This window comes from Bradyrhizobium sp. 164, assembly GCF_023073715.1.
In the GTDB taxonomy this organism is placed as follows: Bacteria; Pseudomonadota; Alphaproteobacteria; order Rhizobiales; family Xanthobacteraceae; genus Bradyrhizobium.
The window spans coordinates 37,528-49,269 of sequence record NZ_JADPKA010000001.1; the positions used below are offsets into that span (position 1 = coordinate 37,528).

Below are 11,742 nucleotides of genomic sequence, written 5' to 3' on the forward strand. Positions count from 1 at the left end.
CCGCGAAAGAGGAAGTGCGCGAATAGCACGATCAACGTCACTTGATCCCCCAACCAGGTCTGCGGTCAACCGAATCAATGCACGGCAGGACCATCGTTCGCCTCACAGAGTCCTTGCGGTTCTCTCCTCCCGGAGACCCGTCAGCCTTTCGAGGAGCAATTGGCAACTAAGGATTTCCAGCTGTCGCGCAAAGCCAAAGAGCTTCGGCTGGAGCGAGAGCAACTCGCCAGAGACAGGCAGCAGGTTGGAATGACATTTCGAAGCCGCCTAGCCGATTGGGCGACCAATGCGCGAACCGCCGCTGATCTCTTCAAGCCCGCGCCTGTGCATGATGGCCAGACTCCCATCTTTCGGGCAAGTCGATCCATATATCAGCAGGACCATGCAAAAGTGAATCTTGATCCGGTACAAAGATATTGTCAGGCACTCGGAGGCCGCGACCAAGGGCGACTCCACTGATTATGAAGGGAAGCTCGATCTGCTTCTGATCTTCAAAGCTGTCCGCGCCAACAATGCGAAGAGATTCCAATTCAAACCGTCGGAATGTGATCAGCGGTCTTGCCGCGTCTATCAGGTCTTGGGCGCAAGATACTCCCCGCGCCGCCTCTTTTCTCAAGTGGTCCAGCGCCAGGAAGAGGGACGAAAGCTCGTCCAGCTCGGAACAATTGAAGTGTCGCAAACGTGACGAAATAGGAACTCCATTCTTGTATCGTACTGTCGGCACAAATCGTATCTCGCAATCAAGAAGCAGATCTGCCACCGCTCGCTTTACGAGAAGAGCCTGTCCAATATCCTTCAAGCCGAAATAACTGCGAGATGGTCGAGCGAAACAGATCCATCGGATGCATCCGGTGATACCTTCCATGAGGAGCCCATGAGGCCCGTTCGCACGCAGCGGATAATCCCCTTGAGACACAAACGTTCGATATCCTGGCGGGAACATCTCCGCGTCCGTCGTCGAAATCACAGCAGAAGCGCCCGCTCCTAGCGCAAGCGCAATGTCATCATCCAAATTGAACTCGTATTCAGGACCCGGGCTGAGCTGGATCTTGTTCGGATAGACCGTGACAATGGCGACATCGTTCTCGACTGCGGCCCTTCTGATCAATTCCGCGTGCCCCTGATGCAATGCACCCAGAGTGTGTACTGTGCCGATCGTTCGACCTCGCCTTGCCATGTCCGCAATGAAGGCCTTGCCAGCTGAAAGAGACGCTAGATGCATATTCCTGCTCCGCTCTTGTTGATTACACAGCAGCTGGGCTGCTCGATCAGACAGGAAGCGTGGTGAGAGCGACCCTCACACTGGCCGCGCAAGAGCGCCTGGGAGCGCCGCCACAGCGGGGCGCATCGTGCTCTTCCATCTTCCTTCTGGGATGACAGCTGGTCTAGATCGCCATGCGCATTTCGGCTTAAATCAGCTCGATCCCTCTCGACCGCGTCTCATTAGCGATGAGAAGTCAGCCAGATACTCTGAAGGTTTGTATTTCTGATCTTCCACCCCCTCCAGAGCGGCCTGGAGCCCAGGACACCTGTCGGCAAAGAACGGCGGTTCAAAAGTCGTTATCTCTGCATCCGAAAAATCAGTCTTTACAAAGCTTGCTTGGAACGGCGTAACTCCCCTCAAGTTGGCCTTGCGGAGGGACGATTGGTTCATTCGAACATATGCGGTACGGGCGGCCTCCAGGTTGCTGCCGGTCATTCCTGCTGCAATATATGACTGAACAAGGTTTGCTCCTTCGAAATTGGCGCGATTCAAGGCCATAGATTGCGGAGGATCACCTGTAATCATTGATCGATAGAGATACGCCTGTGAAAAATCTGCATCATCGAGATCGCAGTCGCGTATAAACGCACAGCGCGCACGAAAGCCGCCCAATCGGGCGTAGCGCATCGTGCTCTCGGTGATCGAAATGGTTTCTCCTGATGCGCGAGATAGATCAGCCCCATCGAGCTGGCAAGAGCGTACAGACACTCCGTTAAGCACCGCGCCGACGAGGTTGGCGCTGGCTAGATTCACAGACAGAAGTCGCGCCTCAGATAGGTCTGCCTCCTCAAGCTCTGCCTTTGCAAGATTTGAGAGGCTGAAATCCGAAAAGGGGGCGGCCAGCGCTTTGGCCAGGATGCGACCGCTTGCCTTTGAAAGCCTGAAATAGGGAAGATGAGCGTTCTCTAGAACAAGACCATCGACCGAAGTGGGGCGCAGGATCGATAGACACTCTCCCCTTGACTGCAGAAGGGAGCTGCCGGTGAGATGCGCCTTGGTCATTGTAACCTGGCTCAAATTGGCAAAATGGAAGGACGAGCGAGGCAGGTAGCATTCATTGATGGTCGATCCTTGCAGTTCGGCGCCATCAAAGACAGCCTGGCTTGCGTCACACTGATAAAAGAGGACGCCACTTAGGACTGCATTGTCGAAACGCGTTCTCCTCATGCTGCATCCGTGGAACAGGCTACCTGTTGCATCGATGAGATTGCGCAAACTTGCATCGTCGAAACTGCAGACCTGAGCGGCAATTGCATGCATATACGCAAAATCGAGCTTGGCTCCGCGGAAACTTGCTCGCTCCAATCCTGGGCAGATAAGGTTGGCCTCGGACAGATCGGCTCCATCCAGCTTCGCTCCGTGAAGTTGCGCACGATTGAGAATGCATCGCCGCAATGGAAATCCGGATAGATCGTGACCGTTAAAGTTCTCGCAGGATAGCTGCAGGCCGATGCCGGTCTTCTTGATAGCTTCCTCGGTTCGCTTTCCCACCGCGGCCAACGCGGACGCGCGATCACTGTTTCGGCTCCAGTAGCGGACAAAGTCACCATCTGCCGAGGATTGGTTTATCGTCGTTGGACGGATTCCCAGCTCCTCGTGCACGCTGAACTGGCTATTGGTATCGGTGGCTTGCGTCACTGTCGACATCTTCCATTCTCGATGACGAGCGCACTTTCTCAGCCTCCCGTGCGGGCGTTATTTTGCATCGCCTGCGTATTTCAGGTAGCCTCGATGTGCGCCCCATAGCGCTCGTTGGATTTCTTTCTGCGACACAGGCATCATCACTCATCAGGGTGTAAATTTCCTGGCCGGCCCTTTGGAATTGTGCCATCACGAGTCGACACCCACATAAGCCTAAGCGAGTTGTGGCAGACGGAGTTGATCTCCCCACGACTTCCCCATTCGGATACTTATCAGTGTGTTGACAGCAGACCGAAGAAGCCGCAACTTGGGGTACCTCCACAATTTCATGCGGTCGTTATTCCTGCATTCGGCCTTTACGACGCACTTCAATAGCAATGTCTGTGCCAGCCCTCACCTATCCTGAATTGACGTTGAATGCGTGTCCAGAAACGGCGCGGCGGACGCCGCCAGAATTTCGTAACTGACAGCACTCGCTTCTCCGTCACAAACCGGACAATGGTTGGCAACGCTCGAGACGGCAAGTCCCGCTTGTTCTCTATGCCTTCGACCGCAAAGCCAATGTCGCTCTCTATGACGATCGAGTAATAGTTGCCTTCGATGCACGTACGCGCATTCTCCAGATGTCGGACCATTGAGCCACAAATCGCCGCCCGCCTTCCGTTCCTCAGTTTTCATCCCGGCGACGCAGTTCCGTCCCGGAAGTTCGCCGACAAAGTCGCGCGATGTACAGGAGGATGGAGTTGGGACTAGCGGTCCACATGAAGGGGCGTGAAATCGCAAGCGCGGAGAAAGCTGCCGCTTTTTTTACGACGTCGGCCGTGCCGGATGGGCGCGTTAGTTGATGAGCGTGAAGAAGCGTTCGACCTGATCGAGGCAGGAGGCATGGGTGGTGTGAAGTGAACGTGCCAGCGCGGACATCGGGCGAGCCAGGTCCTGACCTTGGATGCTTCAGTGGAGTGCTGCCCAGATGGGGGCCAAGTTGGCCGGCACCTTCGTTTCGATGTGCCTTAGAAAGGCCCGCAGCTCCTGGTGACTACGCGGTTCAGCATCTTCTTCCGAACCAAACGGCTTGCCTCGGTATGAAGGCGGAGCGCACACTAAGTAAGTAGCCTCGCATTCCTAAGATTATCACGCCAATAACCGTGATTCACGCCATCAAGTGACGGCTCTGAGAGCACGCCTGCTCGCCAGCAGATGGAACCGCAGGACGAGGAGCCCCGCGTAGATGGTTGTCCCGATTGACAAGCCAATCCAGATACCGATTGCACCAAGCCCGATCTTCAAACCAAGCACGTAGCCAAGTGAGAAGCCGATCAGCCAATACGCAATGCCGACGAACAGAAGCGGCACACGGGTGTCCTTCAGTCCGCGCAGACCGCCCGCCGCAATGCTCTGCGCTGCATCAGTGACAAAAAGGCTCGCTGCGACGATAAGGAGCTCTGCAGTCAGTCCGATCGTTGCGTCGGCATCTCCGGCCGATTTGTCCAGAAACAGCTCGGCGATCTCAAAACGCGCGACGATCACCGCAACCGTCAGCAGGGCAGCGATGAGGGTACCGAGCAGTATCGCGGCCAGGCCCGCCCGCTGGATGCCGGAACCGTCGCTGCGGCCGACCGCATGGCCAACGCGCACGGCCACCGCCATGCTGATGCCGAAAGCGATCATGGATGTAATCACGGTGATCTGAAGCGCGATCTGATGAGCAGCGAGTGCACTGGTGCTGATTAGGCCGGCCAGGAGCGCGGCAGCCGACAAAACTCCGTACTGCATCAGGGAGGCGATTGAAATCGGAGTTCCGATCACGATCAGCTGCCGCAAGAAGGGCCAATCGAGTTGCCAGAGATCTGCAAGCACGTGGTAGTCACGGAAAGGACGACGCATTGTGGCAAACCAGAAACCGGCCAGGAACATCGCACAGTTCACCAACGTGCTCGCAAGCGCGGCCCCGAACAGCTCAAGCCGCGGCAGCGCGAGCTTCCCATAGACCAGCAGATACACGAGCAGGGCGTTGAGGGGGATAGCCGCCAGTGTGATCCACAAGATCGGCTCCGGCCGATCGACCGCACTCATGAAATTACGGATGACCTGAAGCCATAGCGCCGGCACCACGCCCAAGGCCAGTCCGAACAGATATTGCTGGGCGAGCCGCGCCGCGTCTGGCGCCTGACCGAAAGCGAGCAATATTTGCTCTCCGCCAAACGCAAACGCGATGATCGGGAACGATAGCATCAGCGCCGCCCACAGCCCCGTGCGCAGTGCGCGCTGTACCAGAGCATGATTCCCGGCGCCATAGGCCTGCGCCGCCAAAGGTGCGATCGGCGCGAGCAGGCCCGCGCCAAAGGTGAAGCTGACGAGATAGAGCGTCACGGCCAGGGCGGCCGCGGCGAGTGCCTCAGGCCCGATGTGCCCGATAAAGGCAAGATCTGTCGTCATCATCGCGACCTGCGCAAGCTGGGTCAACACCATCGGCCACGCGAGCTTCACAATTTCGCTGAGCTCGACAGTGAGGTGTTGGCCAGCCGCTCGTCTCGTCATTGCGTATCGCAAAGCTGATCCTGGTTTTCTTTCGACTATTTTGTTCATGGATTGCTGCTCGATCTGCCTCGTCCGCAAACGAGTTGTTCCGCCGAGAGGGATGCTCTTTCCCGCCCTGAATTCGTGATGGCCTACCGATGCGGAAACCGGCGGCCCGCCTGGGCAGCTGCGCCTCACAGAGGAGGCGCGCGTCGGCTTAGACCTGCCGTTGGGCTTAGGATCTGACGGCTGCTCGCCCGCTGATGAGCAACTTGATCAGTGCCTCCGCAATCGCATCGACTTTTTGGCGCGTGTTAAGCGCAAAGAAGACGCAGCAGGTGGCTGGCACGCCGAACGGTCGGTCATCGGCATCGGACGATCGGTGCCGGCGCGAACCGCGATATTGGTTTGGTCGATCACGGTGACGGAACCGTGCGCGGCATAGGTGAACTGAGAGGCCTTCATCTTGTGAGCCATCACTGCAATTCCTCGAGCATGCGATGCTGAATGACAGCTCCTTTTCAAGGCTCGTGCCAACTACGAGAGCTTGACTTGTAAAGGCTATTTGCTCAAGCGCACGTGTCCTGGGCTCGACAGCATAGTCGCAAATCCCACAGTCGCATCATGGACGAGCCCAAAGCGCTTAGATGCTCGGCAACTTGCACCGCAGGAATCCCAACAGGCGGATGCGGATGTGACAACCTCCCGCTCACCAACGCACGAATAGACTGACTACAACAGCATATGGAAAGACATTGAGGACGAGCTAGGAAGGTCGCGCTTTTCCCACCCTCTCTTTGGCATCTGCAATCCGTTGCATGCGGTACTCGTTCACGCCAGTAATTTCTGAGAGGCCCTTCTTGCCGAAGAAGGGGATGAGGTACTTCCGCGCCCGGCGCTCGTGACCTTTGGGGGCGCTGGTGATCGCACTCGCCAACAAGCTTGCCCGCATCGCCTGTGCCGCCTAAAGGACGCGCCTTCGAGCCTTCAATCGCCAAAGGCCTTGGCCCGATCGTCGAAACGGCGTTCATCACAGAGCATTGAAACGAGCCCATCTATGCCGGCGTCTTCTTAGACGCGGCTGAATGAACGATTGGCCACCCCGCCGCGCGCAAGGCTTGGGACTGCTGCGAGCAAGCGTTGCGTATAGTCGGTGCGCGGATTGAGGAATATCTCGTCCCTGGTGCCGGTCTCGACGACGCGCCCTTGGCGCATGACCATGACGCGGTCGCTGAGCTGGCGGATTACACCGAGATCATGCGAAATGAAGACGTAGCTCATATTGAGATGCGCCTTGAGATCGGTCAGCAGGTCCAGCACTTGCGCCTGAATCAAGACATCGAGAGCCGAGACCGGTTCATCACAGACGATCACAGCGGGCCTTGGAGCGATCGCACGGGCGATCGCAACGCGCTGGCGCTGACCGCCCGAGAGTTCGAGCGGCCGGCGATCCAGCAGGGCTGGGGATAGTCCGACCAGATCAAGAAGCTCGACAACGCGCTCATAGCGCTCGTCTCTGCTCTCCACGTCACTTGCGAGGCTATCGGAAATGATGTGTCCCACAGACCAGCGCGGATCAAAGGAGCTGAGAGGATCCTGGTAAATGACCGAGATGGCCCGGCGCCGCGCCCTGCGGTCGCGTTCGGTGAGCGTGGTCCAGGCCCGACCTTGAAACAGAACGGCGCCTTCATCGGGCGGGTCAAGCGCCAGCGCCAATCGTGCCATCGTTGACTTGCCAGATCCGGACTCCCCGACGACGCCCAGAGTCTCGCCGGATCGCAGCTCAAAGGAGATACCATCGACGGCCGTGCGCAGCACGCCATCTGGTCCTTTGAATCGCTTCACAAGATGTGCCGCGCTGAGCACGACCGAAGGGAATGTTGATGGTGATTGCTCCTGAGACCGTAACGGCGGCCTCGCCGGCCGAGCGGCGGGCAATAACGACCGGCGAGAGCCGCGCGGGCGCGCAGAGGGCACCGCATCTAGAAGCTGGCGGGTATAGGTGTGCTGAGGATCTTGGAAGACCTGGTCTGCCGATCCGTGCTCGACGACCTTGCCTTCATGCATGACCAAGACCTCGTCAGCTATCCGGGAGACAACCGCCAGATCATGGCTGATCAGGAGAAGCGCCTTACCCCGTAACTTGGTCTCTTCCAGCAATCCCAGCACCTGCGCCTGCACGGTGACGTCGAGAGCCGTGGTCGGCTCGTCGGCGATCAGGATGCGTGGATCGAGGGCCAGAGCGGCAGCGATGACCGCGCGTTGGCGCTGGCCACCGGATAGTTGATGCGGCAGCTGCCGGGCTTTGACCGCTGCTTCAGGGACCCCGACGAGCTCAAGGAGTGCGACGACGCGCCGTTCGAGCTCCTCGCTTGATGCAACCGCACGGTGGAGACGCAGTGCTTCGCCAATCTCCTTGCCCACCGGACGTAGCGGGTCGAGCGCGACGAGTGCATCCTGCAGAACGAAGCCGATCTCCTTGCCGCGGACGCGCCGCCAGCTGCGATCATCGAGAGCTGTGAGATCGGTGCCGGCGAAGGTCAGTTGACGCGCATGGACATGAGCCCGGCGGCCGGCAAGACCGACAATGGCGCGCGAAGTCACACTCTTGCCGGAGCCGGACCCTCCGACAATGGCCAGGCAGCGCCCAGCCTGGAGAGAGAATGAGACGCCGCGCACGGCTGTTCCCTCAGGAAGATCCCGCCCGAATGAGACACAGAGTGAATCGACTGTCAGAAGGTTCGCCTGCGGGGGCACTTGTCGATTAGGAACGTGGAGCATTACTTAGATCTTTCCTTCCAGGAGATCCTGCAAATAGCGTCCGACGACAGTCAGGCCGAGAGCAAACGACACCACGGCAATGCCCGGCATGATCTCAAGCCACCATGCGAAGATCACATAGTTTCGCCCAGCATTTAGCAGCGCGCCCCATTCAGGCGCCGGGGGAGCGACGCCGAGACCGAGAAACGCAACACCCGCCGCCCAGACGATCGCTTGCCCAACGCCAAGCGTCATCATCGCCGTGAGCGGGCTCATCGCGTTCGGAATGATATGCCGCCATAGGATACGTGGATAAGGATGGCCGAGGGCCTTGGCAGCCTCCACATAAGGCGCCCCTTTTACAGACAGAACCTGTCCTCTGATCATCCGAGCATAGCCCGGAGCTGTGCCAACTCCGACCGCTATAACGAGGGTCAGCACCGATGGACCGAACAAGCACACGAACAGAAGCGCGAGGAACAGCGTGGGAAGTGCGAACAGCACGTCCAAAAGCCGGCTGAGAACATGGTCGAACGCGCCACCCACAAGGCCGGCAATGATGCCAAAAACCAGCCCAATGCCGATGCTCAGCGCAGTTGCGCCAAGCCCGATGGTGAGTGACTGGCCTGCTCCTTCGACAATTCGGGAGTAAATATCCCGGCCTGATTGGTCCGTTCCGAACCAGTGCGCGAATGAGGGAGCTTGCAATGGTGCCGTCAAATCGATCGCGAGCGGATCGTGCGTCTGCAGCAGACTCGGCGCGATTGCCGCGACAATAAAGAAACCAATAACGATCAGAGCTACGTGAACCCGAAGAGGAATACGACGGAGGATCGCCGACGCCTCTATCAGCTGCGAACACGCGCTCCAGTCACCTACCCTGCTCATGTCATCTTGATCCTGGGATCGACGAATCGGTAGGTGAGATCGACGAGCATATTGGTGACGGTGAACAGGCCGGCGGAGATCAGAATAGCCCCTGAGACGACTGGAACGTCTCGAGAGGACGTCGCAGCGACAAGGACTCCACCAAGGCCTTGACGCGCAAATACCGCCTCAATCAGAATCGCACCGGAAAGAAGCTTTCCGATCGCCCAGCCTGATAAAGTGATGCCGGGCAACGCTGCATGACGCAGGACATGGCGAAACCTGACGCCGAGCTCACCCATACCTCGTGCCCGCGCCGAGATGACAAATGGCTGCTCGAGGACACGCGTGAATTCGCTGCGAACGATTTGCCCGAGGAATCCTGACAACTCTAAAGCCAACGCAATCGTTGGAAGAACGAGCCCGATCGGGGAATTGCCCCCGATGACCGGTACAATGCGAAGCTGCACCGCAAACACAACGAGGAGGATTGTAGCCAGCCAGTAGGGCGGCACTGTCGCCAGGAACACTTGTATTCCGCTGAGCAAGGTTGACCACATGTTGTCTTGGCCGGCGACGAGGACGGTCGTCAGAACCGCGATGACCCATGCCGCAATGAGCGCCGCAACCGCCAGAATGATGGTTGGCCCAATCTGTTCTGCGATGATGTCAAGGACCGGCCGATGCTGCTGGTATGACAAGCCAAGGTCCCCATGCAGGATGCCCCATATGTATTTGCCGTATTGCAGAACGAGTGGCTGATCAAAGCCGTACTTTGCGTTGACCGCCGCGAGCTCTGCTGGAGAGGCCTCTCCAACGTTGCCACTCGCCATGTTGATGATGATCTGGGCACGGTCGCCGGGCATCAGGCATTGAACAAGGAACGTAAAGGTCGCAGCTAGCCACACCACAGTCGCAGCGGACACGAACCTGCCCGCAAGCCAGCCTATCCGAACATGAGCTGCGCTATTCACACGCATCACTTCACGTCGACGAAATGAGCGTCATAAAAGACGGGTTCACCGACCGACCCGCGGTCCAGCCAGACATCCTTCAGCTTTGGGCTGGTTGCCAATGTGACATCGAGCACCGTGAGGCCTAGGACGGCCGCTTTCTCCACGATATTGCGTTCAGCCTGCTGATAAAGCGCCGTCCGCCCGCCGTCGTTGAACTCCTGTTCCGCTGTCTGAACGACATTCCACAGTGCCTCATCCTGGTAGCGCGACGGATTAAAGCGGTTCCGCTCGCCGTTCCGATCAGGCTTCCATGAAATGCGGAAGATCTCTGCGCCGGGTGCAACCCAATAGAGGAGCACGACCTCGTAGTCGTCCGGACCGAGATTCTTCCCGGCAAAGAAATCCGCCTGGTTGGTCGGCTGAAGGCGCACCTCGAATCCGGCAGCTTTCGCCTGCTGCTGGATGACCTGCAATGCCTGCTCGCCGTCTGGCTTTAGAAAAGCGCTCGAATAGGAGATTCGAACGACGAGGGGCTTGCCATTCTTGAGGCGAATGCCGTCCTTGTTGTGTTCAGTCCAACCCGCTTGATCGAGGAGCTGATTGGCCTTTCCAACGTCATACCCATAGGACCGCCCGAGCCCGCTGATATATTCCGGCGAACTCTGGCTGAGCGCTCCATTAGCCTCGAATGGCAAAGCGCCGAGGAAGGACAATTCGACGGCGGCTCTTCGGTCAGCAGCGTATGCAAAAGCCTGGCGGACGCGCACATCGTCAAAGGGGGGCCGTGCCGCATACAACGCCAGGCGTAAAGGGGTGCCGCCTGTTATATGCCGCAAGACGGCGAAGCGGGAGTTGGCGTCCTTCCAGGCAACTGCCGGAATATCATAGACGACATCAGATTCGCCCGTCAGCAGTGAGCCATAGCGGACGGTTTGATCCGCAAGGAACCTCCAGTTGATGCCATCAACGTAAGCCGGCCCCTGGTGCTTGGCGTGACTTGGTGCCGAATTGTAATCCGGGTTGCGGCGAAACACGACGTTCTGCCCGTGATTCCATTTCTCCACGATGAACGGGCCTGACCCGACCGGGCTGCTGCAGTTCACGGCAAGTCCGCGCTTGAGCGCAGTTGGTGACAAAATGCCTTGGGAGGACTGCGCGAAAACGTTGAGCAACGGCTGAAATGGCGTCTTCAGCGTTATCTGCAGCGTGAGAGGGGCAATTGCTGTCGCCGATTCGAAGCTGTCTTCGAGGTAAGGAGCGGCAGTCGGATTGCGACGATCCGGATCATTGCCGAGCCATCCGTTGATGTTCTCGGCAACAGCTTGTGCATCGAGAGGCGTCCCGTCGGTAAACTTGACGTTTGGCTTGATCTCAAAGATGTATACCTTCCTGTCGTCGGAGATTGTCCAAGACGTTGCGAGCCAAGGCACAATCTTTCCATCTTCCCTCCGAGCAACCAGATTGTCGCTATACTGCCGCTGAAGATACCACTGCTGCACCCATCCCCCGAACAGGCAGGGCGGCTCTTGAAAATGCCCGTAGCGAATGATGCCTCCTCGTTTCGGTCCGCCGGCTGACGCCTCTTGGGCAGAGCAGCACGCCATGATCGAGATCTGCAGGAGCGTTGAGACCGCCAACAGGACAGCCGTCGCCTTTTGCTTTCTTCGAGTGCTCGGCTGGATGCCGAGACGCCAAAGGCTCGTGCGTTCGATAACAGACATCTCCAAACTCCGGTGA

Annotated in this window: 8 protein-coding genes; all 8 read right to left on the reverse strand. The window is 58.2% G+C overall.

Features of this window, described 5'->3' with window-relative positions:
• Positions 1-310: 310 nt before the first annotated feature.
• Positions 311-1,222 carry a pantoate--beta-alanine ligase gene (locus IVB01_RS00135; protein ID WP_247494109.1) on the reverse strand — a complete coding sequence of 304 codons (912 nt, stop codon included), beginning with the start codon at positions 1,220-1,222 and terminating at the stop codon, positions 311-313.
• 192 nt (positions 1,223-1,414) lie between these two features.
• Entirely contained in the window at positions 1,415-2,911 is a 1,497-nt protein-coding gene (locus tag IVB01_RS00140) for a pentapeptide repeat-containing protein (RefSeq protein ID WP_247494110.1), read from the reverse strand.
• Positions 2,912-4,063: 1,152 nt separating this feature from the next.
• Positions 4,064-5,443, reverse strand: a complete 1,380-nt coding sequence (locus IVB01_RS00145) for an MATE family efflux transporter (protein WP_247494111.1) — start codon at positions 5,441-5,443, stop codon at positions 4,064-4,066.
• A 255-nt stretch (positions 5,444-5,698) separates the two neighbouring features.
• The gene (locus IVB01_RS00150; RefSeq protein WP_247354143.1) at positions 5,699-5,899 is read right to left on the reverse strand and encodes a hypothetical protein; all 201 of its coding nucleotides are present in this window, start codon (positions 5,897-5,899) and stop codon (positions 5,699-5,701) included.
• Positions 5,900-6,493: 594 nt separating this feature from the next.
• A complete protein-coding gene (locus IVB01_RS00155; protein ID WP_247494112.1) occupies positions 6,494-8,101 on the reverse strand; it encodes an ABC transporter ATP-binding protein in 1,608 nt (535 codons plus the stop codon).
• A gap of 105 nt (positions 8,102-8,206) precedes the next feature.
• Entirely contained in the window at positions 8,207-9,070 is an 864-nt protein-coding gene (locus IVB01_RS00160) for an ABC transporter permease (protein WP_247494113.1), read from the reverse strand.
• A complete protein-coding gene (locus tag IVB01_RS00165; protein ID WP_247494115.1) occupies positions 9,067-9,975 on the reverse strand; it encodes an ABC transporter permease in 909 nt (302 codons plus the stop codon). The genes IVB01_RS00160 and IVB01_RS00165 overlap by 4 nt, the downstream gene beginning before the upstream one ends.
• A 53-nt stretch (positions 9,976-10,028) precedes the next feature.
• A complete protein-coding gene (locus tag IVB01_RS00170; protein ID WP_247494116.1) occupies positions 10,029-11,726 on the reverse strand; it encodes an ABC transporter substrate-binding protein in 1,698 nt (565 codons plus the stop codon).
• Between the last annotated feature and the right edge of the window lie 16 nt (positions 11,727-11,742).

Bases quoted from the DNA above. Each gene is read 5' to 3' on its own strand.
- IVB01_RS00140 (WP_247494110.1), bottom strand. From the start codon at position 2,911: ATGTCGACAGTGACGCAAGCCACCGATACCAATAGCCAGTTCAGCGTG.
- IVB01_RS00160 (WP_247494113.1), bottom strand. From the start codon at position 9,070: ATGAGCAGGGTAGGTGACTGGAGCGCGTGTTCGCAGCTGATAGAGGCG.
- IVB01_RS00170 (WP_247494116.1), bottom strand. From the start codon at position 11,726: ATGTCTGTTATCGAACGCACGAGCCTTTGGCGTCTCGGCATCCAGCCG.
- IVB01_RS00150 (WP_247354143.1), bottom strand. From the start codon at position 5,899: ATGGCTCACAAGATGAAGGCCTCTCAGTTCACCTATGCCGCGCACGGT.
- IVB01_RS00145 (WP_247494111.1), bottom strand. From the start codon at position 5,443: ATGACGAGACGAGCGGCTGGCCAACACCTCACTGTCGAGCTCAGCGAA.
- IVB01_RS00135 (WP_247494109.1), bottom strand. From the start codon at position 1,222: ATGCATCTAGCGTCTCTTTCAGCTGGCAAGGCCTTCATTGCGGACATG.